Annotated in this window: 23 protein-coding genes, 2 tRNA genes and 1 rRNA gene; 20 read left to right on the forward strand and 6 right to left on the reverse strand. The window is 54.8% G+C overall.

The features are described from left to right. The first annotated feature begins 4 nt into the window (after positions 1–4). From rrf to EQV24_RS23155, 3 genes are all read left to right on the forward strand, one after another. A 5S ribosomal RNA gene (gene rrf, locus EQV24_RS23145) occupies positions 5–120 on the forward strand. Positions 121–175: 55 nt separating this feature from the next. Further along, positions 176–252 (forward strand) — tRNA-Asp (locus tag EQV24_RS23150). Between the two features lie 53 nt (positions 253–305). After that, positions 306–381 (forward strand) — tRNA-Trp (locus EQV24_RS23155). A gap of 102 nt (positions 382–483) precedes the next feature. On the opposite strand, the gene hdfR is transcribed toward EQV24_RS23155, so the two are convergent. Continuing rightward, the gene (gene hdfR, locus EQV24_RS23160; RefSeq protein WP_045902213.1) at positions 484–1,305 is read right to left on the reverse strand and encodes an HTH-type transcriptional regulator HdfR; all 822 of its coding nucleotides are present in this window, start codon (positions 1,303–1,305) and stop codon (positions 484–486) included. A 118-nt stretch (positions 1,306–1,423) separates the two neighbouring features. On the opposite strand from hdfR, the gene EQV24_RS23165 reads away from it, so the two are divergent. Next, complete coding sequence (locus tag EQV24_RS23165) at positions 1,424–1,762, forward strand: DUF413 domain-containing protein (RefSeq protein WP_013099290.1); 339 nt, start codon at positions 1,424–1,426, stop codon at positions 1,760–1,762. 32 nt (positions 1,763–1,794) lie between these two features. Here EQV24_RS23165 and EQV24_RS23170 read toward each other — a convergent pair whose 3' ends face one another. Next, on the reverse strand, positions 1,795–3,315 hold the full coding sequence (locus EQV24_RS23170) for a YifB family Mg chelatase-like AAA ATPase (RefSeq protein ID WP_130627092.1): 1,521 nt from the start codon (positions 3,313–3,315) through the stop codon (positions 1,795–1,797). A 342-nt stretch (positions 3,316–3,657) separates the two neighbouring features. On the opposite strand from EQV24_RS23170, the gene ilvL reads away from it, so the two are divergent. The 7 genes from ilvL (at position 3,658) to ilvA (ending at position 10,208) form a co-directional block, all read left to right on the forward strand. Continuing rightward, a complete protein-coding gene (gene ilvL / locus EQV24_RS23175) occupies positions 3,658–3,756 on the forward strand; it encodes an ilv operon leader peptide (protein ID WP_023620831.1) in 99 nt (32 codons plus the stop codon). A gap of 86 nt (positions 3,757–3,842) precedes the next feature. After that, a complete protein-coding gene (gene ilvX / locus EQV24_RS23180) occupies positions 3,843–3,893 on the forward strand; it encodes a peptide IlvX (protein ID WP_102046757.1) in 51 nt (16 codons plus the stop codon). Between the two features lie 2 nt (positions 3,894–3,895). Continuing rightward, the gene (gene ilvG / locus EQV24_RS23185; RefSeq protein ID WP_023620832.1) at positions 3,896–5,542 is read left to right on the forward strand and encodes an acetolactate synthase 2 catalytic subunit; all 1,647 of its coding nucleotides are present in this window, start codon (positions 3,896–3,898) and stop codon (positions 5,540–5,542) included. Then, the gene (ilvM, locus tag EQV24_RS23190) at positions 5,539–5,802 is read left to right on the forward strand and encodes an acetolactate synthase 2 small subunit (protein WP_003860184.1); all 264 of its coding nucleotides are present in this window, start codon (positions 5,539–5,541) and stop codon (positions 5,800–5,802) included. The genes ilvG and ilvM overlap by 4 nt, the downstream gene beginning before the upstream one ends. Positions 5,803–5,820: 18 nt before the next feature. Beyond that, entirely contained in the window at positions 5,821–6,750 is a 930-nt protein-coding gene (gene ilvE / locus EQV24_RS23195; protein ID WP_013099287.1) for a branched-chain-amino-acid transaminase, read from the forward strand. A 60-nt stretch (positions 6,751–6,810) separates the two neighbouring features. Beyond that, positions 6,811–8,661: a dihydroxy-acid dehydratase gene (gene ilvD / locus EQV24_RS23200; RefSeq protein WP_013099286.1), complete on the forward strand. Its 1,851-nt coding sequence runs from the start codon at positions 6,811–6,813 to the stop codon at positions 8,659–8,661. Positions 8,662–8,663: 2 nt separating this feature from the next. Beyond that, positions 8,664–10,208, forward strand: coding sequence for a threonine ammonia-lyase, biosynthetic (ilvA, locus tag EQV24_RS23205; RefSeq protein ID WP_014833732.1), 1,545 nt, complete (start codon positions 8,664–8,666; stop codon positions 10,206–10,208). A 45-nt stretch (positions 10,209–10,253) separates the two neighbouring features. Here the strand turns inward: ilvA and ilvY are convergent, their stop codons facing one another. Beyond that, a complete protein-coding gene (gene ilvY / locus EQV24_RS23210; protein ID WP_013099284.1) occupies positions 10,254–11,144 on the reverse strand; it encodes an HTH-type transcriptional activator IlvY in 891 nt (296 codons plus the stop codon). Between the two features lie 152 nt (positions 11,145–11,296). Here ilvY and ilvC point away from each other — a divergent pair, with 152 nt between their 5' ends. Continuing rightward, positions 11,297–12,772, forward strand: coding sequence for a ketol-acid reductoisomerase (gene ilvC, locus EQV24_RS23215; RefSeq protein ID WP_013099283.1), 1,476 nt, complete (start codon positions 11,297–11,299; stop codon positions 12,770–12,772). Between the two features lie 85 nt (positions 12,773–12,857). On the opposite strand, the gene ppiC is transcribed toward ilvC, so the two are convergent. Then, positions 12,858–13,139 carry a peptidylprolyl isomerase PpiC gene (gene ppiC / locus EQV24_RS23220; protein WP_013099282.1) on the reverse strand — a complete coding sequence of 94 codons (282 nt, stop codon included), beginning with the start codon at positions 13,137–13,139 and terminating at the stop codon, positions 12,858–12,860. An 85-nt stretch (positions 13,140–13,224) separates the two neighbouring features. Between ppiC and rep the strand changes: the two genes are divergently transcribed. Then, on the forward strand, positions 13,225–15,249 hold the full coding sequence (gene rep / locus EQV24_RS23225) for a DNA helicase Rep (RefSeq protein WP_013099281.1): 2,025 nt from the start codon (positions 13,225–13,227) through the stop codon (positions 15,247–15,249). A gap of 51 nt (positions 15,250–15,300) precedes the next feature. Here the strand turns inward: rep and gppA are convergent, their stop codons facing one another. Further along, complete coding sequence (gppA, locus tag EQV24_RS23230; protein WP_058683745.1) at positions 15,301–16,785, reverse strand: guanosine-5'-triphosphate,3'-diphosphate diphosphatase; 1,485 nt, start codon at positions 16,783–16,785, stop codon at positions 15,301–15,303. Between the two features lie 6 nt (positions 16,786–16,791). Further along, the gene (rhlB, locus tag EQV24_RS23235) at positions 16,792–18,057 is read right to left on the reverse strand and encodes an ATP-dependent RNA helicase RhlB (protein ID WP_013099279.1); all 1,266 of its coding nucleotides are present in this window, start codon (positions 18,055–18,057) and stop codon (positions 16,792–16,794) included. A 144-nt stretch (positions 18,058–18,201) separates the two neighbouring features. Here rhlB and trxA point away from each other — a divergent pair, with 144 nt between their 5' ends. The 7 genes from trxA to rffC all read left to right on the forward strand — a co-directional run bounded on the left by trxA (position 18,202) and on the right by rffC (position 25,656). After that, on the forward strand, positions 18,202–18,531 hold the full coding sequence (gene trxA, locus EQV24_RS23240; protein ID WP_004386384.1) for a thioredoxin TrxA: 330 nt from the start codon (positions 18,202–18,204) through the stop codon (positions 18,529–18,531). 340 nt (positions 18,532–18,871) lie between these two features. Then, entirely contained in the window at positions 18,872–20,131 is a 1,260-nt protein-coding gene (gene rho / locus EQV24_RS23245; RefSeq protein WP_001054528.1) for a transcription termination factor Rho, read from the forward strand. Between the two features lie 242 nt (positions 20,132–20,373). Further along, the gene (gene wecA, locus EQV24_RS23250; RefSeq protein ID WP_013099278.1) at positions 20,374–21,477 is read left to right on the forward strand and encodes a UDP-N-acetylglucosamine--undecaprenyl-phosphate N-acetylglucosaminephosphotransferase; all 1,104 of its coding nucleotides are present in this window, start codon (positions 20,374–20,376) and stop codon (positions 21,475–21,477) included. 12 nt (positions 21,478–21,489) lie between these two features. Next, positions 21,490–22,536 (forward strand): ECA polysaccharide chain length modulation protein, encoded by a 1,047-nt coding sequence (gene wzzE, locus EQV24_RS23255; RefSeq protein ID WP_038985276.1) that lies wholly within the window; start codon positions 21,490–21,492, stop codon positions 22,534–22,536. Between the two features lie 56 nt (positions 22,537–22,592). Beyond that, the gene (gene wecB, locus EQV24_RS23260; protein ID WP_038985275.1) at positions 22,593–23,723 is read left to right on the forward strand and encodes a UDP-N-acetylglucosamine 2-epimerase (non-hydrolyzing); all 1,131 of its coding nucleotides are present in this window, start codon (positions 22,593–22,595) and stop codon (positions 23,721–23,723) included. Further along, a complete protein-coding gene (gene wecC, locus EQV24_RS23265) occupies positions 23,720–24,982 on the forward strand; it encodes a UDP-N-acetyl-D-mannosamine dehydrogenase (protein WP_013099275.1) in 1,263 nt (420 codons plus the stop codon). Before wecB ends, wecC begins: the two co-directional genes overlap by 4 nt. Further along, complete coding sequence (gene rffC / locus EQV24_RS23270) at positions 24,979–25,656, forward strand: dTDP-4-amino-4,6-dideoxy-D-galactose acyltransferase (RefSeq protein ID WP_057071198.1); 678 nt, start codon at positions 24,979–24,981, stop codon at positions 25,654–25,656. The genes wecC and rffC overlap by 4 nt, the downstream gene beginning before the upstream one ends. Positions 25,657–25,659 lie beyond the last annotated feature (3 nt).

Consider the following 25,659-nt stretch of genomic DNA (forward strand, 5'->3'; position numbering starts at 1 on the left):
TTTGCCTGGCGGCTTTAGCGCGGTGGTCCCACCTGACCCCATGCCGAACTCAGAAGTGAAACGCCGTAGCGCCGATGGTAGTGTGGGGTCTCCCCATGTGAGAGTAGGGAACTGCCAGGCATCAAATTAAGTAGTAAGCCGGTGCATCAATCCGGTGGTTACAGCAGTCTTCGGTGGAGCGGTAGTTCAGTCGGTTAGAATACCTGCCTGTCACGCAGGGGGTCGCGGGTTCGAGTCCCGTCCGTTCCGCCACTTATTAAGACATTAAGCCTGCCTTATCGGCAGGCTTAATGGCAAAAAACTTTAGGGGCGTAGCTCAGTTGGTAGAGCACCGGTCTCCAAAACCGGGTGTCGCGAGTTCGAGTCTCTCCGCCCCTGCCATATAGAATCCTTTGCTTCGGCAAAGGATTTTTTTTGCCTTCAACACGGCCAAAATCCCTTCCTAATCAAAAACTGCAGCCAGCCATTATGCTGGCTGGTAAATCATTCCATAACATTGATTTTTAATAGATCTTTTATCTGCGATTGCTTATCGCTGTTCTGCAACCAGATTGCATACAGCGGCCTGGAAAGCGTAGTGGAATCCAGTACGGTATGGAGTCCCGGTTTACTGTCTGCCCAGCAAACGGGTAACCACGTGCAGCCCTTTAGCAAGGAAAGCTGTTGGCAGGCGATCTCCGCTGAGCTGGTTGTTAGCTGTGGAACATCGTCAGGGGCGATCAAACCGGTTTCATGCTGTTGAAAATCGGGGCCCCATTCAAGCCGCAGATAGGTTAGATCGGACTTCATCATCGCAGGCTCAGACGCATACAGAGCCAGACCAAACTGCCCAACAATCTGGCTGCTAAATTCGTCCATCTTGGGGGCTTCAGTGGTGATCAGCAGATCAAGCTGGCGCTCGTGAAGTTGCTTAACCAGCGACTGGCGTTGCGCAATTCTGGCCTCGAATTGCAAATGCCCATGCGAATGGTATAACCGCGAAAGCCACTGACTGAGCATACATTCCCACAGGGAGGCGCTGGCCCCGATCGAGAACTCATTGTGCCTGGACGTATGAGCCACCTCTTTACGGGCCGCCTGCCAGGTATTCATCAACGTTTCTGCATACGGGAGCAGTTTCTCACCGGCCGGCGTTAAGCGGATATTGTTGCGGTGACGGGTAAATAGATTCACACCCAATTGATTTTCCAGCTGTCGAATACGAAAACTGACCGCTGACTGCGTCAGATAGAGGGCTTCAGCTGCTCGCCCGAAGTGGCGTGTCCTGCTCACTTCAAGGAAAGTTTTTAGCAATTCCGTATCCACATCTTTCTCCACAAAATTATTTGTCGTTATGATTTAAATGTTTTGTTTTACACTCTGTCAAGCGTAACTAATACTCCGCGCCATAAATAGCTCGGCCAAAGAATTAGGAGCGTGTAGGATGGCGGAAAGCTTTACGACGACTAATCGTTTTTTCGACAATAAAAATTATCCACGCGGGTTCTCTCGTCACGGCGATTTCACCATCAAAGAGGCGCAATTGCTTGAGCGTCATGGTTATGCCTTTAACGAGCTGGATCTGGGTAAACGTGAGCCTGCGACTGAAGACGAAAAACAGTTTGTTGCTGTTTGTCGCGGTGAGCGTGAGCCGCAGTCTGAAGCAGAACGTGTATGGATCAAGTACATGGCACGCATCAAGCGTCCAAAGCGTTTCCATACGCTGTCTGGCGGTAAGCCGCAGATGGAAGGTGCTGAAGACTACACCGAGTCTGACGACTAAGATGATGAGAAAAGGAGCTTCGGCTCCTTTTTTTATGCCAGTAATTTTTGCAGGTGCAGCAACAACCGATCTATGGCGCGATAGCTCAGCGCTTCCTGAAGATGGTGTCTTTCAATTTCTGGCTCTCCTTCCACATCGGCAATGGTGCGAGCCACTTTCAGCAGGCGCTGCCATGCACGGATCGAGAGCCCAAATCGCGTCAATGTCTCTTCAAGCCAGCAGGCATCCTCAGCCTTAAGATGGCAAAACTGCCGAATCTCAGCATTATCCAGACGCGCATTTAGCTTATGTTGACGAGCGTACTGTCGGGCCTGTGAGGTGATAACCCGTTCGCGAACCTGCGCTGTGCTCTCACCGCGTATCGTTGTCTGGCTGAGCAAACCAGGGGGCGGTAAGGGGATCTCCAGGGATAAATCAAAACGATCGAGGAAAGGGCCTGACAGCTTCCCCAGATAGCGCAGCGTCTGCTCAGGCGTGCAGCGATTATGATTCCCCTGATAATGGCCTGATGGGCTGGGGTTCATGGCAGCAACCAGCTGGAACTGTGCCGGGTAGCTTATTTTGGCGCGCGTGCGGGAGATATGGATCTCGCCAGATTCGATAGGTTCCCGCAGGGCATCCAGTACGCGGCGTTCAAACTCAGGCAGTTCATCAAGGAACAGGATGCCATTGTGTGCCAGCGAGATCTCTCCCGGCCCCGGAATGGAGCCCCCTCCGACCATGGCCGTCAGGGAGGCGCTGTGATGGGGAGAGCGAAAAGGGCGTCGTCGCCACTGTTTTTGCAATGATGCAGAGCTCACCAGACTGAATATCGCTGCGCTTTCAAGTGCCTCATGATTATTGAGTGGCGGCAATAACCCATTCAGCCTGCTCGCCAGCATGGTTTTCCCTGTTCCCGGCGGGCCAATCAGCAACAGGTTATGTCCTCCGGCTGCGGTGATCTCCAGTGCCCGCTTCCCCTGCTCCTGCCCGATAATATCGCTGAGGTCGTCCGGGCTTTCAGGCAGGATATCTCCGGTTTCCTTTGGCTCGGAGAGCGTATGTCGGCCTTCAAGGTGCGCGCAGACTTCCTGTAAATGCCCCGCGACCAGGCACCCTTTCTCGGCAATCAGGCTCACTTCTGAGGCATTTTCATTGGCTACTATAATTTGTCGACCGGCATGAATGGCTTCCAGCGCACCAGAGATGGCGCCAGGAACGCCTCTTAACGCGCCTGTAAGCGCCAGTTCGCCAATGAACTCGTACGAGCCTAGCCTCGCTGTGTTGAGCTGCTCAGAGGCTGCGAGAAGCGCAATAGCGATAGGTAAATCGTATCGTCCGCCCTCCTTGGGCAGATCTGCGGGAGCAAGGTTGATCGTGATCTTCTTTGCGGGAAAGGTATAACCGCTATTGATAATTGCGCTGCGAACCCGATCTCTGGCTTCTTTGACAGTGGTTTCTGGCAGGCCGACAAGCGTTAGCCCAGGGAGCCCATTACTCAGATGAACCTCCACAGAAATAAGCGGTGCCTTTACTCCGATCGCCGCGCGCGTGTAAACAACTGACAGTGACATAAGCACCTCCTCAGTGAGTCACTATGTCAGTATTGATTTTGCCTGTTGAGCGTCAGTTGGCTGATTTACGACGCTCATTCCTGCTTTTTAGCGACATAGTGTAACTATTTTCACTCATTCGGAAGCCCTCTCGCAAAGAGAAGGACGGAACGTTGCAGAGCGCTAAAACACCCCAAAAAAATGAAAAATATTCACTATCTAATTTCCCTATATAAAACAAAGCTTTTCAGGAATATGATTTGCCTGCTAATCAAATCCGTCATAAATAAATCTTGTGTTTGATTTGATAACTGTGATAACTCTTTAGGCATTCCTTCGAACAAGATGCACAAAGAACTGAAAATGACAGCCCTTCTACTAGTGATTAGCCTGGTCGTGATTAGCGTGGTGGTGATTATTATCCCACCGTGCGGGGCTGCACTTGGACGAGGAAAGGCTTAGAAATCAAGCCTTAACGAACTAAGACCCCCGCACCGAAAGGTCCGGGGGTTTTTTTATGACTAAAAAACTTAAACGAGGAGCAGAGAATGACAAATAGCACAAAATTCTGTTTCTCCCGATTTATGACGGGGAACTAACTATGAATGGGGCACAGTGGGTAGTACATGCGTTGCGCGCACAGGGAGTCGAAACCGTCTTTGGTTATCCGGGAGGCGCAATTATGCCGATTTACGATGCACTGTATGACGGCGGCGTGGAACACCTCTTGTGCCGACACGAGCAGGGCGCAGCCATGGCGGCCATTGGCTATGCACGTGCCACCGGTAAAACGGGCGTCTGCATGGCAACGTCTGGACCGGGCGCCACAAACCTGATCACCGGTCTGGCTGACGCGCTGCTCGATTCCGTTCCCGTGGTGGCGATCACCGGCCAGGTGGCCTCACCCTTCATCGGTACCGATGCCTTCCAGGAAGTCGATGTGCTCGGCTTGTCGCTGGCCTGCACCAAACACAGCTTCCTCGTGCAGTCCCTCGAAGAACTGCCAGGCGTGATGGCGGAAGCGTTCCGTATTGCCAGCTCTGGCCGTCCTGGCCCGGTTCTGGTGGATATCCCGAAAGATATTCAGGTCGCACTCGGCGAGCTGGAACCGCACTTCTCCACCGTTGAAAGTGACGACGCGTTCCCACATGCGGAAGTCGAAGAGGCGCGTCGGATGCTGGCGCAGGCAGCCCAGCCGATGCTGTACGTCGGCGGCGGCGTTGGCATGGCACAGGCAGTTCCGGCCCTGCGCGAATTTATCGCGGTAACGCAAATGCCTGCCACCTGCACGCTGAAAGGGTTGGGCGCAGTGGATGCTGACTACCCATACTACCTGGGCATGCTGGGGATGCACGGCACCAAAGCGGCAAACCTGGCGGTGCAGGAGTGTGATTTGCTGATTGCCGTCGGTGCCCGTTTTGACGATCGCGTGACCGGCAAGCTGAATACCTTCGCGCCAAACGCCAAAGTTATCCATATGGATATCGACCCGGCGGAAATGAACAAGCTGCGTCAGGCGCATGTTGCGCTGCAGGGCGATCTCAACACGCTGCTGCCGGCGTTACAGCAGCCTTTGAATATCGGCGAGTGGCGCCAGCACACGGCTGAAATGCGTGCCGAGCACGCCTGGCGTTACGACCATCCGGGTGAGGCCATCTATGCGCCGCTGCTGTTGAAGCAGTTGTCTGACCGTAAACCGGCAGACAGCGTAGTGACGACCGATGTCGGCCAGCACCAGATGTGGTCTGCGCAGCACATGACCTACACCCGCCCGGAAAACTTCATCACCTCCAGCGGATTAGGCACGATGGGCTTCGGCCTGCCTGCCGCGGTGGGTGCTCAGGTTGCCCGTCCAAACGATACGGTCATCTGTATCTCCGGTGACGGCTCCTTCATGATGAACGTTCAGGAGTTGGGCACCGTTAAGCGTAAACAATTGCCGCTGAAGATCGTGTTGCTCGATAACCAGCGTTTAGGGATGGTGCGCCAGTGGCAGCAGCTGTTCTTCGAGGAGCGCTACAGCGAAACCACCCTGACTGATAACCCCGATTTCCTCACTCTGGCCAGCGCCTTTGGCATTCCTGGACAGCACATCACCCGTAAAGACCAGGTTGAAGCGGCACTCGACACCATGCTGTCAAGCGAAGGGCCTTACCTGCTTCATGTCTCAATCGACGAGCTTGAGAACGTCTGGCCGTTGGTACCGCCAGGTGCCAGTAACTCACAAATGCTGGAGAAATTATCATGATGCAACATCAGGTCGCCGTTCAGGCTCGCTTCAATCCAGAGACATTAGAGCGCGTTTTGCGCGTGGTCCGTCATCGTGGCTTTCAGATTTGCTCTATGAATATGGAGACGGCCACTGACGCCCAAAATATCAGTATCGAATTAACCGTTGCCAGCCCGCGCCCGGTCGACTTACTGTTTAGTCAATTATCAAAGCTGGTGGATGTTGCCCACGTTGCCATCTGCCAGAGCACAACCACATCACAACAAATCCGCGCCTGAGCGTGACAGGAAGAGAAAATGACGACAAAAAAAGCTGATTACATTTGGTTCAATGGTGAGATGGTTCGTTGGGAGGACGCGAAGGTTCACGTGATGTCCCATGCGCTGCACTACGGTACGTCTGTGTTTGAAGGCATCCGTTGCTACGACTCTCACAAAGGGCCAGTGGTGTTCCGTCATCGTGAACATATGCAGCGTCTGCATGACTCAGCCAAAATTTATCGTTTCCCGGTTTCTCAGAGTGTTGATGAGCTGATGGAAGCCTGCCGCGAGGTGATTCGTAAGAACAACCTGACCAGCGCCTATATTCGTCCGCTGGTCTTCGTGGGTGACGTGGGCATGGGCGTAAACCCGCCGGCCGGTTACACCACTGACGTGATCATTGCTGCGTTCCCGTGGGGGGCGTACCTGGGTGCAGAAGCGCTGGAGCAGGGGATCGACGCAATGGTCTCGTCCTGGAACCGCGTGGCGCCTAATACCATCCCAACTGCGGCCAAGGCGGGCGGTAACTACCTCTCCTCACTGCTGGTCGGCAGCGAAGCGCGCCGCCACGGCTATCAGGAAGGCATCGCGCTGGATGTGAACGGTTATATCTCTGAAGGCGCAGGTGAAAACCTGTTTGAAGTGAAAGACGGTATCCTGTTCACCCCGCCGTTTACCTCTTCAGCCCTGCCGGGTATTACCCGTGACGCCATCATTAAGCTGGCGAAAGATCTGGGTATCGAAGTGCGTGAACAGGTTCTGTCCCGCGAATCCCTGTATCTGGCCGATGAAGTCTTTATGTCCGGTACGGCGGCTGAGATCACGCCGGTTCGCAGTGTAGACGGTATTCAGGTGGGCGCAGGCCGCTGTGGCCCGGTTACCAAACGTATTCAGCAAGCCTTCTTCGGCCTCTTCACCGGCGAAACAGAAGATAAATACGGCTGGTTGGATCAGGTTAATCAATAAGCATAAATATGGGGCGGCACGCACCGTCCCATTTAATAGTCAGACGGGAGTAAATAAAGCATGCCTAAGTATCGTTCCGCCACCACCACCCACGGCCGTAACATGGCGGGTGCCCGCGCACTGTGGCGCGCCACCGGGATGACCGACGCTGATTTCGGTAAACCTATCATCGCCGTGGTGAACTCCTTCACCCAGTTTGTGCCGGGCCATGTGCACCTGCGCGATCTCGGCAAACTGGTTGCTGAGCAAATTGAAGCTGCGGGCGGTGTGGCGAAAGAGTTCAACACCATTGCGGTGGATGACGGTATCGCGATGGGGCACGGGGGCATGCTCTATTCACTGCCGTCGCGCGAGCTGATTGCCGACTCGGTGGAATACATGGTTAACGCGCACTGTGCGGACGCCATGGTCTGTATTTCCAACTGCGACAAAATCACCCCGGGGATGCTGATGGCTTCCCTGCGTTTGAATATTCCGGTAATTTTCGTCTCCGGTGGTCCTATGGAAGCGGGCAAGACCAAGCTTTCTGACAAAATCATCAAGCTCGACCTGGTCGATGCGATGATCCAGGGCGCGGATCCAAAAGTGTCTGACGAACAGAGCAACCAGGTGGAACGCTCCGCGTGCCCAACCTGCGGCTCCTGTTCCGGGATGTTCACCGCCAACTCCATGAACTGTCTGACCGAAGCACTGGGCCTCTCTCAGCCGGGCAACGGTTCGCTGCTGGCGACGCACGCTGACCGTAAAGCGCTGTTCCTCAACGCCGGTAAGCGCATTGTTGAACTGACCAAACGTTACTACGAGCAGGACGATGCCAGCGCGCTGCCGCGCAACATCGCCAGCAAGGCGGCGTTCGAAAATGCCATGACGCTGGATATCGCCATGGGCGGTTCTACTAACACCGTTTTGCACCTGCTGGCTGCGGCGCAGGAAGCGGAAATCGACTTCACCATGAGCGATATCGATAAGCTGTCCCGCAAAGTGCCGCAACTGTGTAAAGTCGCGCCAAGCACCCAGAAATACCACATGGAAGACGTACACCGTGCGGGTGGCGTCATCGGTATTCTTGGCGAGCTGGATCGCGCCGGGCTGCTGAACCGCGATGTGAAGAACGTTCTCGGTCTGACGTTGCCGCAGACGCTGGATAAATATGACGTGATGCTGACTCAGGATGAGGCGGTGAAAAACATGTTCCGCGCGGGTCCGGCCGGTATTCGTACCACGCAGGCCTTCTCTCAGGATTGTCGCTGGGATACCCTGGATGATGACCGCGCCGAAGGCTGCATTCGTTCGCTGGAGCACGCCTACAGTAAAGACGGCGGTCTGGCCGTGCTGTACGGCAACTTTGCGGAAAACGGCTGTATCGTAAAAACCGCGGGCGTGGATGACAGCATCCTGAAATTCACCGGCCCGGCCAAAGTGTACGAAAGCCAGGACGAGGCGGTAGACGCCATCCTGGGCGGCAAAGTTGTGGAAGGCGACGTGGTGGTCATCCGTTACGAAGGGCCGAAAGGCGGTCCAGGCATGCAGGAGATGCTCTACCCAACCACCTTCCTGAAATCGATGGGCCTCGGTAAAGCCTGTGCGTTGATCACCGACGGACGTTTCTCGGGCGGTACGTCTGGTCTCTCCATCGGCCACGTATCACCGGAAGCAGCGAGTGGCGGCAACATTGCGATCATCGAAGACGGTGACCTGATTGAAATCGACATTCCGAATCGCGGGATCCAGCTCAAGCTGAGCGATCAGGAGATCGCGGCTCGTCGTGAAGCACAGGAAGCGCGCGGCGATAAAGCCTGGACGCCGAAGGACCGCCAGCGTGAAGTCTCCTTCGCCCTGCGCGCTTACGCGAGCCTTGCGACAAGTGCAGACAAAGGCGCGGTACGCGATAAATCGAAACTTGGGGGCTAATGATGGCCGAGTCACAACCCTTATCCGCCGCCCCTGAGGGGGCGGAATATCTCCGGGCAGTGCTACGCGCGCCGGTCTATGAAGCGGTGCAGGTCACCCCGCTGCAGAAAATGGAAAAACTCTCTTCGCGCCTCGACAACGTGATTCTGGTGAAGCGCGAAGACCGTCAGCCGGTGCACAGCTTCAAGCTGCGCGGGGCCTACGCGATGATGGCTGGGTTGACCGACGAGCAAAAAGCACGCGGCGTGATTACCGCGTCGGCGGGCAACCACGCGCAGGGTGTGGCGTTCTCGTCTGCCCGTTTGGGGTTGAAAGCGCTGATCGTGATGCCGGTTGCCACGGCAGATATCAAAGTGGATGCGGTGCGTGGCTTCGGCGGCGAAGTGCTGCTCCACGGCGCTAACTTTGACGAAGCAAAAGCCAAAGCGATCGAGCTGGCGCAGCAGCAGGGCTTTACCTGGGTACCGCCGTTCGACCATCCGATGGTGATTGCAGGACAAGGTACCCTGGCGCTGGAACTGCTGCAGCAGGATGCCCATCTTGACCGTGTTTTCGTTCCGGTGGGCGGCGGTGGCTTAGCTGCAGGCGTGGCGGTGCTGATCAAACAGCTGATGCCGCAGATCAAAGTGATTGCCGTGGAAGCGGAAGATTCAGCCTGCCTGAAGGCCGCGCTGGATGCGGGTCATCCGGTCGATCTTCCGCGCGTTGGGCTATTTGCCGAAGGCGTGGCGGTGAAACGTATTGGCGACGAAACCTTCCGTCTGTGCCAGGAGTATCTTGACGACATCGTCACCGTCGACAGCGATGCGATCTGTGCGGCGATGAAAGATCTCTTCGAGGATGTGCGTGCGGTGGCGGAACCGTCCGGCGCGCTGGCATTGGCTGGAATGAAAAAATACATTGCCCAGCACAACATTCGCGGCGAGCGCCTGGCGCACGTGCTCTCGGGTGCTAACGTCAACTTCCACGGTCTGCGTTACGTTTCTGAACGTTGCGAGCTGGGCGAGCAACGTGAGGCCCTGCTGGCGGTGACCATTCCGGAAGAGAAGGGCAGCTTCCTGAAGTTCTGTCAGCTGCTTGGTGGCCGTTCGGTAACGGAGTTCAACTACCGTTTTGCCGATGCGAAAGACGCCTGTATTTTTGTCGGCGTGCGTTTAAGCCGCGGTCTGGAAGAGCGCAAAGAGATCCTCAACCTGCTGCACGAAGGCGGCTACAGCGTGGTCGATCTCTCTGACGATGAGATGGCGAAACTGCACGTACGTTATATGGTCGGCGGTCGTCCGTCGAAGCCGCTTAAGGAACGTCTCTACAGCTTTGAGTTCCCGGAATCCCCGGGCGCGTTGCTGAAGTTCCTGCATACGCTGGGCACGCACTGGAACATCTCGCTATTCCACTACCGCAGCCACGGCACCGACTATGGCCGCGTGCTGGCCGCGTTTGAACTGGCCGAGCACGAGCCGGATTTCGAAACGCGTCTGAATGAGCTGGGCTATGAGTGCCATGATGAAACCCACAACCCGGCGTTCCGCTTCTTCCTCGCGGGCTAAGGGGAGATCTGCGTATAGGTCGGGTAAGCGTAGCGCCACCCGACTTTAATGGTTCGGCAATATCTTCCAGAACGCATCAATAAGCGGCTCATGCAGCCGCTTTTTTTGTGCACACACGCCAAGCTCGAACGGTGTCTTTTCGTCGCTGCGCTCCAGAATCATCACGCGATTGCGCACCGGTTCCGGGCTGTTTTCCAGCACCACTTCCGGCAGCAGCGCCACGCCGCAGCCAAGCGCCACCATCGAGACCATCGCCTCGTGTCCACCCACCGTCGCGTAAATCGACGGATTACTGATTTTCTGACGACGGAACCAGAGTTCGATACGGCGTCGCACCGGACCCTGATCGGCCATGATAAACGGCACCGATGACCAGTCTGGCTTTTCCACCGACACCTGATTACGCACCGGGCAGGGTAGCGCCGGGGCGATCAGCACCACCGCCAGATTCTCCAGCATGGAGAACGCCACCGCGCCCGGCAGGGTTTCGGGCTTCCCGGCAATGGCCAGATCGGCTTCGCCTGTGACGACTTTTTCCATGGCATCGGCGGCATCGCCGGTGGTGAGCTTAATTTCAACCGAGGGATGCTCCGCGCGGAAACGGTCAAGGATAGGGGGAAGATGGCTATAGGCGGCCGTTACGGAACAGAAAATATGCAGCTCGCCGGATAAAGACGGCCCTTTCTGATCGATGGCGTGTCGTAGCTGCTGATACTGCAGCAACGTCTGCTGAGCAAAGACCCGCAGCTCTTCGCCCGCTTCCGTGAGGGTAACGGTGCGATTATCACGCACAAACAGCGGCTGGCCGAGATCCTCTTCAAGGCGCTGGATCTGGCGCGAAAGCGTGGACGGGCTGACGTGCATAGCCCGGGCGCTACGGCCAAAATGGCGGCTTTCCGCCAGATGCAGGAACATTTTCAGATCGCGTAAATCCACGGATTCCACTCCCCCTTTTTACATTGCAGATATTGCAACGTGACGTTGTGAATATATCAATTTCCGCAATGAATTTCCTGTTGTAATGTGGGTACATTCTCGCTGAAACGCGAACCGAACAATAAGACACACAACATCACGAGGTATCACCCATGGCTAACTACTTTAATACACTGAACTTGCGCCAGCAGCTGGCGCAGCTGGGCAAATGCCGCTTCATGGCGCGCGATGAATTTGCTGATGGCGCGAGCTACCTTCAGGGTAAAAAAGTGGTCATCGTCGGCTGTGGCGCGCAGGGTCTGAACCAGGGCCTGAACATGCGTGACTCCGGGCTGGATATCTCTTACGCCCTGCGCAAAGAAGCAATTGCTGAAAAACGCGCTTCCTGGCGTAAAGCGACCGAAAACGGCTTCAAAGTGGGTACCTACGAAGAGCTGATCCCGCAGGCGGATCTGGTTGTTAACCTGACGCCAGACAAACAGCACTCTGATGTTGTGCGCTCCGTTCAGCCGCTGATGAAAGACGGCGCGGCGCTGGGTTACTCTCACGGCTTCAACATCGTTGAAGTGGGCGAGCAGATCCGTAAAGACATCACCGTAGTGATGGTGGCTCCGAAGTGTCCGGGTACAGAAGTCCGTGAAGAGTACAAGCGTGGCTTCGGCGTGCCGACGCTGATCGCGGTTCACCCGGAAAACGATCCGAAAGGCGAAGGGATGGCGATCGCGAAAGCATGGGCAGCGGCTACCGGTGGCCACCGTGCGGGCGTTCTGGAATCTTCCTTCGTGGCTGAAGTGAAATCTGACCTGATGGGCGAGCAGACCATTCTGTGCGGCATGCTGCAGGCCGGTTCACTGCTGTGCTTCGATAAGCTGGTGGAAGAGGGTACCGACCCGGCATACGCAGAAAAACTGATCCAGTTCGGCTGGGAAACCATCACCGAAGCGCTGAAGCAGGGCGGTATCACGCTGATGATGGATCGTCTGTCCAACCCGGCGAAACTGCGTGCTTTCGCGCTGTCCGAACAGCTGAAAACCATCATGGCGCCGCTGTTCCAGAAACATATGGACGACATCATCTCCGGCGAGTTCTCTTCCGGCATGATGGCTGACTGGGCGAATGATGATAAGAAACTGCTGACCTGGCGTGAAGAGACCGGTAAGACCGCGTTCGAAACTGCGCCACAGTATGAAGGTAAAATCGGCGAGCAAGAGTACTTCGACAAAGGCGTACTGATGATCGCGATGGTGAAAGCAGGTGTTGAGCTGGCGTTCGAAACCATGGTGGATTCCGGCATCATCGAAGAGTCTGCGTACTACGAATCACTGCACGAGCTGCCGCTGATCGCGAACACCATTGCCCGTAAGCGTCTGTACGAAATGAACGTGGTTATCTCCGATACCGCTGAGTACGGCAACTACCTGTTCTCTTATGCATGCGTACCGCTGCTGAAAGAGTTCATGACCACCCTGCAGCCGGGCGATCTGGGCAAAGCCATTGCGGAAGGTGCGGTAGATAACGCGCAACTGCGTGATGTGAACGAAGCGATTCGCAGCCACCAGATCGAGAAAGTAGGTCACAAACTGCGTGGCTACATGACCGATATGAAACGTATCGCGGTAGCGGGTTAACAACCTTGTCGGGTGGCACTTCGCTTACCCGACCTACAAAACGCTAAGACGTAGGCCGGGTAAGGCGCAGCCGCCACCCGGCTTTTTATTTGCGATACAAGACCTTGATCACGTGATAACCGAACTGCGTATGCAGTGGGCCAGTCGGCTCCAGTACCGGGCAGGAGAAGACCACTTTGTCGAACGCCGGAACCATCTGACCCTGACGGAATTCACCTAAGTCACCGCCGCGTTTGCCTGATGGGCAAATGGAGTGCTTCTTCGCCAGCTTGCCGAAGTCGGCGCCGTTTTTGAGCTGCTCCAGAAGATCCAGAGCCAGTTTCTCTTCTTTAACAAGGATATGCAGTGCTGCTGCTGTTTTTGCCATGATCGTGCCTTGAGTGGTATGGATTAGGCTCGCTATACTACCACGCTGTTATTCTCCCCTCCTGACTTTCATTGAGTGATCATTTATGCGTTTAAACCCCGGACAACAACAAGCTGTCGAATTTGTCACCGGACCGTGTCTGGTGCTGGCGGGGGCTGGCTCCGGCAAAACGCGTGTGATCACGAACAAAATCGCCCACCTGATCCGCGGCTGCGGCTATCAGGCCCGGCATATCGCTGCGGTGACCTTTACCAACAAAGCGGCGCGCGAAATGAAAGAGCGTGTCGGCCAGACGCTGGGGCGTAAAGAGGCGCGAGGCCTGATGATCTCCACGTTCCACACGCTGGGGCTGGATATCATCAAACGTGAATACGCGGCGCTGGGGATGAAGTCTAACTTCTCGCTCTTCGACGACACCGATCAGGTGGCATTGCTTAAAGAGCTTACCGAGGGGCTGATTGAAGATGACAAAGTGCTGTTGCAGCAGCTGATCTCGACGATCTCCAACTGGAAAAACGATCTGATGACCCCCGCTCAGGCGGCGGCAAGCGCCAAAGGTGAGCGGGATCGGATCTTCGCTCACTGCTACGGTCTGTACGATGCACATATGAAAGCGTGTAACGTGCTGGATTTTGACGATCTGATCCTGCTGCCCACGCTGCTGTTGCAGCGTAATGAAGAGGTGCGTGAACGCTGGCAGAACAAAATCCGCTATCTGCTGGTGGATGAATACCAGGACACCAACACCAGCCAGTATGAGCTGGTGAAGCTGTTGGTGGGACAGCGCGCGCGTTTCACCGTGGTAGGCGATGACGACCAGTCAATCTACTCCTGGCGCGGTGCGCGCCCACAAAACCTGGTGCTGCTGAGCAAAGATTTTCCGGCGCTGCAGGTGATCAAGCTGGAACAGAACTACCGCTCATCCGGGCGCATCCTGAAAGCGGCAAATATCCTGATTGCCAATAACCCGCACGTCTTCGAAAAACGCCTTTTCTCGGAACTTGGCTATGGCACGGAGCTCAAAGTGCTCAGTGCCAATAATGAAGAGCATGAAGCGGAGCGCGTGACGGGCGAGCTGATTGCGCACCACTTCGTCAATAAAACGGAATATAAAGATTACGCGATCCTGTATCGCGGCAACCACCAGTCGCGCGTCTTTGAAAAGATGCTGATGCAGAACCGCATCCCCTACAAAATTTCCGGCGGAACCTCCTTCTTCTCGCGCCCTGAAATCAAAGATCTGCTGGCCTATCTGCGTGTACTCACCAACCCGGATGACGACAGCGCCTTTCTGCGTATCGTGAACACGCCGAAACGTGAAATCGGTCCGGCGACGCTGCAAAAGCTCGGTGAATGGGCGATGACGCGCAACAAAAGCCTGTTTACCGCCAGCTTCGATATGGGACTGAGCCAGACGTTAACCGGGCGCGGTTATGATTCCTTAACCCGTTTTACCCACTGGCTTGGCGAAGTCCAGCGTCTGGCGGAGCGCGAACCGGTTGCCGCCGTTCGCGATCTGATCCACGGCATCGACTACGAGTCCTGGCTGTATGAAACCTCTGCCAGCCCGAAGGCGGCAGAGATGCGCATGAAAAACGTTAACCAGCTATTCAGCTGGATGACGGAAATGCTGGAAGGCTCAGAAATCGACGAGCCGATGACCCTGACCCAGGTCGTTACCCGCTTTACGCTACGCGACATGATGGAGCGCGGTGAGAGCGAAGAGGAAGCCGATCAGGTTCAGCTGATGACGCTACATGCGTCTAAAGGGCTGGAGTTTCCGTATGTTTACCTGGTCGGCATGGAAGAGGGCTTACTGCCGCACCAGAGCAGCATTGATGAAGATAACGTCGATGAAGAGCGTCGTCTGGCCTACGTGGGCATTACCCGCGCACAGAAAGAACTAACGTTCACGCTGTGTAAAGAGCGCCGTCAGTATGGCGAGCTGGTTCGCCCTGAGCCGAGCCGTTTCCTGCTGGAGTTGCCGCAGGATGACCTGATCTGGGAGCAGGAGCGCAAGGTGATTACCGCTGAAGAACGAATGCACAAAGGTCAGGCTAACGTCGCCAACATTCGCGCCATGCTGGCTAAAGCCAAAGAGAAGGGATAAGAATTTGCAGGCCGGGTCAGGCGAAGCCGCCGCCCGGCAATGCACAGCGTGTTACTTCACTTCAAGTGCCCAGTGGACATAGCTCTGCCACTGGCACTCCTGCTCAATCATCTCTGCCCCAAGCGGGTGATTATCAATCCAGTTTTCCGGCAGCGTCAGAGACAGTCTTTCGTCATCCGCCACCAGATGAATATTGGGCAGCAAATCATCGCGACGTCGGCTGGCAAACAGAATTGCCAGACGCAGCAGGCGGCACAGATGCTCGGCCACGCGCGGCGGCACGGCGTTTTGCTGATGTAACGAGGAGAGGTCAACGGCGTTGGTCTGGTTCAACAGTAACGTTGCCAGCAGCTTCTTTTGTGCCGGCGTGTAGCCCGGCAGATCGAGATTACGCACCAGCCAGGCTGCGTGCAGCGGCGCCTGCTTATACTCGACGCTCAGCCCAATTTCATGCAGCGCGCAGGCACTTAGCAGCAGATCGCGGCTCAACGGGTCAATATCCCAGCTTTTTTTTACCTGATCGGCAAACAGTGATGCCAGCTGACCTACCCGTTGCGCTTGATCGGTATCGACAATAAAGCGACGCTGTACGTTACGCAGGGTTCGGGTGCGGATGTCCTGATCAACCGAAAGATGCAGCATTCCGTAGACCAGACCTTCACGCAGCGCACCACCGGCCAGCGTCATACACTGGATGTTCAGCTCGGTAAAAATGGCGATCAAAATGGCCAGGCCGCTCGGGAAGACCAGCGCGCGTTCCAGCGTCAGGCCTTCTATTTCCAGCTCTTCCAGGCGACCACATTGAATCGCGCGCTGTTTTAACTGCTGGAGCTTGGTAAGCGTGATCCGCTCGTCCATCCCCTGGGCCATCATGATTTCCTGCAACGCCTGCACGGTACCTGACGCACCCACGCAGACTTTCCAGCCGTGATAGCGCAGTTCGTCCATTACCGGACGTAACACCTCGCGGGCGGCATTTTCCGCTTCGTCGAAGTTCTCTTTACCTAGATTTCGATCGGCAAAGTAGCGCTCAAGCCAGGTCACACAGCCCATCGACAGGCTGAACAGCGAAGTCGCCTGCGCGCCCGTGCCGGTGACGAGCTCGGTGCTGGCACCCCCGATATCGACGACCAGACGGCGATCGTCGCCGCCCGTCGTGTGCGCAACACCCTGATAGATCAGACGTGCTTCTTCTTCACCGCTGATAACCTGAACCGGGCACCCGAGAATTTCCTGCGCTTTGGCAATAAAATCCACGGCGTTTACTGCCAGGCGCAGCGTCGCGGTGGCGACAACGGTAATTTGCGAATGGGGGATATCCTGCAGGCGTTCGGCAAAGAGACGCAGACACTGCCAGCCACGTTCCATGGCTTCGGGAGAGAGATAATTATCGCTGCTCAGGCCCGCCGCGAGGCGGACCTTGCGCTTAATGCGCGTCAGCGTTTGTATGCTTCCCGCCACCTCGCGCACAACCAGCATATGAAAACTATTCGAACCGAGATCAATTGCCGCATAAAGCGAGGTGGAGCTGAGCATATTTTCTTAACCTGAACGACGACGATTACGCGGTGCGCCAGAACGACGCGGGCCATTGCCGGAGCGGGCGCGGGTAAGGCGCTTAGGCGGCGGCAGTTCGCTTAACAGCGCATCCGGATTGTATTTACTCTGTGGAATAGAGTGACCAATGTAGGCCTCAATCGCCGGGAGATTCAGCGCATATTCTTCACACGCAAGGCTAATGGAGTGACCGCTTGCACCTGCGCGACCGGTACGACCAATGCGGTGTACGTAGTCTTCGCAGTCATCCGGCAGGTCATAGTTGAAGACGTGCGTGACGGCGGGAATGTGCAGACCACGCGCGGCCACGTCGGTTGCGACCAGAATATCGAGATCGCCACGGGTAAATTCGTCGAGAATACGCAGGCGTTTTTTCTGTGCCACATCGCCGGTCAGCAGACCCACACGGTGACCATCCGCAGCCAGATGGCCCCAGATATCTTCACAGCGGTGTTTGGTGTTCGCGAAGATAATGGCGCGATCTGGCCACTCTTCTTCGATCAGCGTTTGCAGCAGGCGCATTTTCTCTTCATTGGAAGGATAGAAGAGCTCTTCTTTAATGCGGTGACCTGTTTTCTGCTCCGGCTCCACTTCCACATATTCGGCGTTGTTCATCTGCTCGAACGCCAGCTCGCGTACGCGATAAGAAAGGGTAGCGGAGAACAGCATGTTCAGACGCTGGTTCGCTGGGGGCATGCGACGGAACAGCCAGCGGATGTCTTTGATAAAGCCCAGATCGTACATGCGGTCGGCTTCATCCAGCACCACAACCTGGATTGCGCCGAGGTTAATGTGATTCTGTTTTGCATAATCGATAAGACGGCCAGTGGTACCGATCAGGATATCCACGCCGCTTTCCAGCACTTTCAGCTGCTTATCGTAGCCATCGCCGCCGTAAGCCAGGCCAATCTTCAGGCCGGTCGCCTGCGTCAGAGGTTCAGCGTCTGCGTGGATCTGTACCGCCAGTTCTCGCGTCGGAGCCATGATAAGCGCGCGCGGCTGGTTAACTTTGCGGTCTGCAATCGCTGGATGAGAAAGTAAATAGTGAAACGTTGACGTTAAAAACGCCATCGTTTTGCCAGTACCGGTTTGCGCCTGCCCTGCTACGTCACGACCGGCCAGCGTCAGCGGCAGGGCGAGAGCCTGAATGGGCGTGCAGTTATGAAACCCTTTATTTTCAAGGGCTTCAATCACTTTTGGGTGCAGGGCGAAGTCGGAAAACTTCTGTTCTGTTAAATGTGTTTTGCTCATAGTGTGGTAGAATATCAGCTTACTATTGCTTTACGAAAGCGTATCCGGTGAAATAAAGTCAACCTTTAGTTGGTTAATGCGACATCAACACGTCGTTGATGAAGGCGAAACCAACGCACCAGGCTTATTCCTGTGGAGTTATATATGAGCGATAAAATTATTCACCTGACTGACGACAGTTTTGACACGGACGTACTTAAGGCTGACGGGCTGACCCTCGTCGATTTCTGGGCTGAATGGTGTGGTCCTTGCAAAATGATCGCCCCGATTCTGGATGAGATCGCTGACGAATATCAGGGCAAACTGACCGTTGCCAAGCTGAACATCGACCAGAACCCGGGTACCGCGCCAAAATACGGCATCCGTGGCATCCCGACCCTGCTGCTGTTTAAAAACGGCGAAGTGGCGGCGACCAAAGTGGGCGCACTGTCCAAAGGTCAACTGAAAGAGTTCCTCGACGCTAACCTGGCGTAAGGTTTCTCCGCTGCGCGTCCAGAGGCCAAAATGATGTGCAACTCTGGACGCCCGGCTTAAGTCGTGCTAAGTTAGCTATGACTTCGTTTTAAACATATCTTGTTGTTTGAATCTTGTTTTACCCGAAACTTCCCGTTGTTAACATAAACAGTGCGTGAAGTGGCTAAATTCCGGGCTTGTCACTCAATCCGTCTTGTCGTTTCAGATCTGCGTTCTTTCCCTGTGACCAGACAGCGAACAGACATGAGTTGATGGCCGCTAAACAGGCATGGATGACCCTGCCATACCATTCACAACATTAAGTTCGAGAATCACCCCGAGTTTAAGAACCCACACCATTATGAATCTTACCGAATTAAAGAATACGCCGGTTTCTGAGCTGATCACTCTCGGCGAAAATATGGGACTGGAAAACCAGGCTCGTATGCGCAAGCAGGACATCATTTTCGCCATCCTGAAGCAGCACGCTAAGAGTGGCGAAGATATCTTTGGCGACGGTGTGCTGGAGATATTGCAAGACGGATTTGGTTTCCTCCGCTCTGCAGACAGCTCCTACCTCGCCGGCCCTGACGACATCTACGTATCCCCCAGCCAAATCCGCCGTTTCAACCTCCGCACTGGTGACACCATTTCAGGTAAGATTCGTCCTCCAAAAGAGGGTGAACGCTACTTTGCGCTGTTGAAAGTTAACGAAGTTAACTACGACAAACCGGAAAACTCGCGTAATAAGATCCTCTTCGAGAACTTAACGCCGCTGCATGCGAACTCTCGTCTGCGTATGGAGCGTGGTAACGGTTCTACCGAAGACTTAACCGCGCGCGTGCTGGATCTGGCTTCGCCAATTGGTCGTGGTCAACGTGGTCTGATTGTGGCACCGCCAAAAGCGGGTAAAACCATGCTGCTGCAGAACATCGCGCAGAGCATTGCCTATAACCACCCTGACTGTGTGCTGATGGTACTGCTGATTGACGAACGTCCGGAAGAAGTGACCGAGATGCAGCGTCTGGTGAAAGGTGAAGTTGTGGCGTCGACCTTTGACGAACCGGCATCCCGTCACGTTCAGGTTGCGGAAATGGTTATTGAGAAGGCGAAACGCCTGGTTGAGCACAAGAAAGACGTTATCATTCTGCTCGACTCCATCACCCGTCTGGCGCGTGCCTACAACACCGTGGTTCCGGCTTCCGGTAAAGTACTGACCGGTGGTGTGGATGCCAACGCCCTGCATCGTCCGAAGCGCTTCTTCGGTGCTGCACGTAATGTGGAAGAGGGCGGTAGCCTGACCATCATCGCGACGGCGCTGATCGATACTGGCTCCAAAATGGACGAAGTGATCTACGAAGAGTTTAAAGGGACAGGTAACATGGAACTGCACCTCTCTCGTAAGATTGCAGAAAAACGTGTCTTCCCGGCTATCGACTACAACCGTTCCGGTACCCGTAAGGAAGAGCTGCTCACCACTCAGGAAGAGCTGCAGAAAATGTGGATCCTGCGCAAAATTATCCACCCAATGGGTGAAATCGACGCAATGGAATTCCTCATTAACAAACTGGCGATGACCAAAACCAACGACGATTTCTTCGACATGATGAAGCGCTCGTAACGCAAATAAAGCCAGTGAACGCCACGTTTTTACGTGGCGTTTTTCTTTCATGGACTATACGCTATTACCACACACTCCCAATTTTGACCGGTCGGTGCGACAATTAAGACTATTGGCACAGTAAAAACATTAATTGTCTGAATAATAAACAAATAGGGTTGTTAGAGGTTTGCTTTATGCCTTCAGGCTTTGCGCCTTCATGGTTATACTTCCGCGACTAACATTTGTTGAGAACATCCATTGTGGACCTACTTGATACGTTTACTGAACTTACCAGTATTTTTTTATTCACCACCTGCTTTCTGTTTTTTGCACGTAAGGTGGCGAAATATCTGGGGTTAGTGGATAAACCCAACTTCCGGAAGCGCCATCAGGGGATGATCCCTCTTGTAGGGGGAATCTCTGTTTTTGCTGGCCTTTGCTTCACCTTCACCATTGCTGACTACTATGTTCCGCATGTTAAGTTGTACCTGATGTGTGCGACGGTGTTGGTTTTGGTTGGGGCGCTCGACGATCGTTACGACATCAGTGTCAAAATTCGCGCTATCGTTCAGGCCGCGGTCGGTATTGCTATGATGGTGTTCGCAAAGCTTCATCTAAGCAGCCTCGGCTATATTTTTGGGTCGTGGGAGATGTTACTGGGCCCGTTTGGCTATTTCCTGACACTATTTGCTGTATGGGTTGCAATAAACGCATTCAACATGGTGGACGGCATAGATGGCTTGCTCGGTGGATTGTCCTGCGTCTCATTTGCTGCTATCGGTTTCATTTTATGGTTTGACGGTCAATACAGCCTGGCCATGTGGTGTTTTGCCATGATCGCGGCCATCCTTCCTTATATCTTATTAAATCTGGGAGCGTTAGGCCGCCGATATAAAGTGTTTATGGGTGATGCCGGTAGCACTCTGATCGGCTTTACAATCATCTGGATCTTGCTGGAAACCACACAAGGTAAAGTCCATCCCATTAGCCCGGTAACCGCGTTATGGATCATTGCCATCCCATTGATGGATATGGTTGCGATTATGTATCGCCGATTGCGTAAAGGGATGAGTCCGTTCTCCGCTGACCGCCAGCATATTCATCATTTAATCATGCGAGCCGGGTTCACTTCCCGTCAGGCATTTGTGCTTATTACACTGGCTGCTGCTATTCTGGCGGGAATTGGTGTGGCAGCTGAATACGCACAGTTTGTACCTGAGTGGGTTATGTTGGTACTGTTCTTGCTAGCGTTTTCTCTGTATGGCTATTGCATTAAACGCGCATGGAAAGTCGCTCGTTTCATTAAGCGTGTAAAACGCAGGATGCGCCGAAATAGTGGTAATAATCCAACTTTAACTAAATAAACTGGGATTGTGATGACTCAACCGTTGGTGGGAGCAAAATCAGAGATGACCGAGAATGAGCTGGATATACGTGGCTTGTTTCGCACTTTATGGGCCGGAAAACTGTGGATTGCAGGCATTGCACTGGGCTTCGCATTAGTTGCACTCGCGTATACCTTTTTTGCAAAACAGGAATGGAGTGCAACGGCGATAACTGACAAACCCACTGTTAACATGTTGGGGGGATACTATTCCCAGCAGCAGTTCCTGCGCAACCTGGATATCAAGGCAAATCTGGCGACGCCCGATCAGGCTTCCGTCATGGATGAGGCGTATAAAGAGTTTGTCATGCAACTGGCCTCCTGGGACACGCGTCGTGATTTCTGGAGCCAGACGGATTATTACAAGCAACGCATGGTGGGCAACAGCAAAGCCGATGCCGCGCTGCTGGATGACCTGATTAACAACATTCAGTTTATGCCGGGCGATGCGCTGCGTAATGTTAATGACAGCGTCAAACTGATTGCAGAGACGGCGCCGGATGCCAATAACCTGTTGCGCCAGTATGTCGCTTTTGCCAGCCAGCGCGCCGCAAGTCATCTTAATGAAGAACTAAAAGGCGCCTGGGCGGCCCGTACCATCCAGATGAAAGCGCAGGTAAAACGTCAGGAAGAGGTGGCTAAAGCCATATTCTCCCGCCGTGTTCATAACATTGAACAGGCACTCAAAATTGCGGAACAGCACAATATTTCTCGCAGCGAAACGGACGTTCCGGCGGATGAACTGCCTGATTCTGAAATGTTCCTGCTTGGTCGTCCGATGCTGCAGGCTCGTCTGGAAAACCTGCAGGCCGTTGGCCCTGATTTTGACCTCGACTACGATCAAAACCGCGCCATGCTCAACACCCTGAATGTAGGTCCAACGCTGGACCCGCGTTTTCAGACCTATCGTTATTTGCGAACGCCTGAAGAACCTGTAAAACGCGATAGCCCACGTCGTGCATTCCTGATGATCATGTGGGGGATTGTAGGCGCACTGACGGGCGCTGGCGTGGCGTTAACACGTCGTCGCACAAATTAAGAACGCCATTGACGATGAAGGCCACGGCCTTCATCGCCTAATCGAAGAGAATCGATGTGAAAGTACTTACCGTATTTGGTACCAGGCCGGAGGCCATCAAGATGGCGCCTCTGGTGCATGCGCTGGCCAGCGATCCTGATATTGAAGCGAAAGTGTGCGTTACGGCGCAACACCGGGAGATGCTCGATCAGGTTTTAACGCTCTTTTCCATCGTCCCGGACTACGATCTGAATATTATGAAGCCGGGGCAGGGATTAACGGAGATTACCTGCCGTATCTTGCAAGAGCTTAAGCCCATTCTGGAATCCTTTAAGCCGGATGTTGTGTTGGTGCATGGCGACACCACCACTACTGTGGCGGCCAGCATGGCTGCGTTTTATCAACGTATTCCTGTCGGCCACGTTGAAGCGGGCCTACGCACCGGCAATCTTTACTCGCCGTGGCCGGAAGAAGCCAACCGCACGCTTACCGGGCATCTGGCGATGTACCACTTTGCACCCACCGAAAATTCGCGCCAGAACTTGCTGTGTGAAAATATCGCCGACAATAAAATCTTTGTGACCGGCAATACGGTTATTGATGCCCTGATTTGGGTGCGTGACCGTGTGCTGGCTAACAATGAACTTCAGGCAGAACTCGCTGCGCGTTACCCGTTCCTGAACAACGGCAAAAAAACCATTCTGGTGACCGGCCACCGTCGTGAAAGCTTTGGCCGGGGTTTCGAGCAAATCTGTCATGCGTTGGCTGAAATCGCCGCGCAAAACGAAGATGTGCAGATTGTCTATCCGGTGCATCTCAACCCTAACGTCAGCGAGCCGGTCAACCGCATTCTGGGACATGTTGAAAATGTCCTTCTGATTGAGCCGCAGGACTACATGCCGTTTGTCTGGCTTATGAATCATGCCTGGCTGATCCTCACTGATTCAGGCGGTATTCAGGAAGAAGCACCTTCACTCGGCAAGCCGGTGCTGGTAATGCGTGAAACCACCGAGCGCCCGGAGGCGGTAAAAGCGGGCACGGTGCGTCTGGTCGGCACGGATAAGCAGCGTATCGTCGATGAAGTGACACACCTGCTGCACGACGAAGAAGCGTATCAGGCGATGAGCCGGGCCCATAACCCGTACGGTGATGGGCTGGCTTGTGGCCGTATTTTGCATGCACTTAAACACAATCGGGTATCGCTATGAGTTTTACTACCATCTCTGTCATTGGTCTTGGCTATATTGGCTTGCCTACTGCGGCAGCATTTGCCTCTCGTCAAAAACAGGTTGTAGGCGTGGACATCAATGCGCGCGCGGTGGAAACCATTAACCGTGGCGAAATCCATATTGTGGAGCCCGATCTCGACCGCGTGGTCAAAGAGGCCGTTGATGGGGGATACCTGCGCGCCAGTACCACGCCGGTTGAAGCCGATGCTTATCTCATTGCTGTGCCGACGCCATTCAAAGGCGACCATGAACCCGACATGGTCTACGTCGAGGCCGCTGCGAAATCTATTGCACCTGTGCTCAAGAAAGGGGCGCTGGTGATCCTGGAGTCCACTTCTCCGGTTGGCGCAACCGAGCAGATGGCACAGTGGCTGGCAGAAGCCCGGCCGGATTTAAGCTTCCCGCAGCAGGCGGGAGAGCAGGCCGATATCAATATTGCCTACTGTCCGGAGCGCGTGCTGCCGGGGCAGGTGATGGTCGAACTGATTAAAAACGACCGCGTGATTGGCGGGATGACGCCTGTTTGTTCCGCTCGTGCCAGCGCGCTGTACAAGATTTTCCTCGAAGGCGAATGCGTGGTGACGAACTCCCGTACCGCAGAAATGTGCAAACTGACGGAAAACAGCTTCCGCGACGTGAACATCGCTTTTGCCAACGAACTGTCGCTCATTTGTGCCGATCAGGGGATTAACGTCTGGGAATTAATCAGCCTGGCGAATCGTCATCCGCGCGTTAACATTCTGCAGCCAGGCCCGGGCGTGGGCGGTCACTGTATCGCCGTCGATCCATGGTTTATCGTGGCGCAAAACCCCGATCAGGCACGCCTGATCCGCACCGCGCGCGAAGTTAACGACAGCAAGCCACACTGGGTTCTCAACCAGGTTAAAACCACGGTGGCAGATTGTCTGGCTGAGAGTGGCAAACGGGCCAGCGAACTGAAAATTGCCTGTTTTGGCCTGGCATTCAAACCTAACATCGACGATCTGCGCGAAAGCCCGGCGATGGAAATTGCTGAGATGATTGCCCAATGGCACACGGGCGAAACGCTGGTAGTCGAGCCGAATATTCATGAACTGCCGGCAAAACTGGCGGGGAACTGCACGCTTACCGCGCTGGATGACGCGCTGGCCACGGCGGACGTACTGGTGCTGCTGGTGGATCATAAAGAGTTTAAAGCGACCCCCGCTGATGCCGTACAGCAGCGTTACATTGTTGATACCAAAGGTGTCTGGCGTTGAGCAACCTGAACGGGACGCTTGAGTCCCTTGAGTGGGAGAGCCATTTTTTTGGCCTGCCTTCAGCCATTCTGCGTCTGCGCGAAACTGCACCGGCACTGACCGACGCCGACTTTCGCGTCTGGCAGCGGGTACAGGCGAAGATCCCGGCGGACCGCGCCGACCTGCTTGATGCGCTTCAGCAACACGGTTTTCAGCTGGTGGAAGGCGAAGTCGATCTTGCCATTACGCTAACCCGGCATGAGGCGCCAGGTGCGGAGGTTGCCGCTAAGCAGGATATCCCGGTGCTGCGCGAAATGGCGGCGCAGGCGTTTGCCCGCAGCCGCTTTCGTGCCCCCTGGTATGCACCTGAGGACAGCGGACGTTTCTATGCCCAGTGGATTGAGAATGCGGTAAAAGGGACGTTCGATCATGTTTGTCTGGTGTTCCGCGCGGCGGACGGCCAGATCCAGGGTTTTGTTTCGCTTCGCAAGCTCAACGAGCGCGAGGCGCGTATCGGCTTATTAGCCGGCCGGGGTATGGGCGAGAAACTCATGCAGGCGGCGCTACACTGGGCGCAGCAGCAACAGGTCTCGACGCTGCGGGTGGCAACCCAGATGGGCAACACCGCTGCGCTTAAACGTTATATTGCGAGTGGTGCCAACATCGACGCCACCGCCTACTGGTTATACAGGTGACAA

The sequence above is a fragment of the Enterobacter sp. A8 genome (genome assembly GCF_004296595.1).
GTDB lineage: Bacteria > Pseudomonadota > Gammaproteobacteria > Enterobacterales > Enterobacteriaceae > Enterobacter > Enterobacter cloacae.

What these genes read in the sequence shown, in the direction of transcription:
- wzzE (WP_038985276.1), top strand. Translation starts at nt 21,490, where the DNA reads ATGACTCAACCGTTGGTGGGAGCAAAATCAGAGATGACCGAGAATGAG.
- rhlB (WP_013099279.1), bottom strand. Translation starts at nt 18,057, where the DNA reads ATGAGCAAAACACATTTAACAGAACAGAAGTTTTCCGACTTCGCCCTG.
- ilvD (WP_013099286.1), top strand. Translation starts at nt 6,811, where the DNA reads ATGCCTAAGTATCGTTCCGCCACCACCACCCACGGCCGTAACATGGCG.
- ilvE (WP_013099287.1), top strand. Translation starts at nt 5,821, where the DNA reads ATGACGACAAAAAAAGCTGATTACATTTGGTTCAATGGTGAGATGGTT.
- ilvG (WP_023620832.1), top strand. Translation starts at nt 3,896, where the DNA reads ATGAATGGGGCACAGTGGGTAGTACATGCGTTGCGCGCACAGGGAGTC.
- gppA (WP_058683745.1), bottom strand. Translation starts at nt 16,785, where the DNA reads ATGCTCAGCTCCACCTCGCTTTATGCGGCAATTGATCTCGGTTCGAAT.
- ilvM (WP_003860184.1), top strand. Translation starts at nt 5,539, where the DNA reads ATGATGCAACATCAGGTCGCCGTTCAGGCTCGCTTCAATCCAGAGACA.
- ilvA (WP_014833732.1), top strand. Translation starts at nt 8,664, where the DNA reads ATGGCCGAGTCACAACCCTTATCCGCCGCCCCTGAGGGGGCGGAATAT.
- EQV24_RS23170 (WP_130627092.1), bottom strand. Translation starts at nt 3,315, where the DNA reads ATGTCACTGTCAGTTGTTTACACGCGCGCGGCGATCGGAGTAAAGGCA.
- ilvC (WP_013099283.1), top strand. Translation starts at nt 11,297, where the DNA reads ATGGCTAACTACTTTAATACACTGAACTTGCGCCAGCAGCTGGCGCAG.
- rho (WP_001054528.1), top strand. Translation starts at nt 18,872, where the DNA reads ATGAATCTTACCGAATTAAAGAATACGCCGGTTTCTGAGCTGATCACT.
- ilvL (WP_023620831.1), top strand. Translation starts at nt 3,658, where the DNA reads ATGACAGCCCTTCTACTAGTGATTAGCCTGGTCGTGATTAGCGTGGTG.
- rep (WP_013099281.1), top strand. Translation starts at nt 13,225, where the DNA reads ATGCGTTTAAACCCCGGACAACAACAAGCTGTCGAATTTGTCACCGGA.
- wecC (WP_013099275.1), top strand. Translation starts at nt 23,720, where the DNA reads ATGAGTTTTACTACCATCTCTGTCATTGGTCTTGGCTATATTGGCTTG.
- trxA (WP_004386384.1), top strand. Translation starts at nt 18,202, where the DNA reads ATGAGCGATAAAATTATTCACCTGACTGACGACAGTTTTGACACGGAC.
- EQV24_RS23165 (WP_013099290.1), top strand. Translation starts at nt 1,424, where the DNA reads ATGGCGGAAAGCTTTACGACGACTAATCGTTTTTTCGACAATAAAAAT.
- ppiC (WP_013099282.1), bottom strand. Translation starts at nt 13,139, where the DNA reads ATGGCAAAAACAGCAGCAGCACTGCATATCCTTGTTAAAGAAGAGAAA.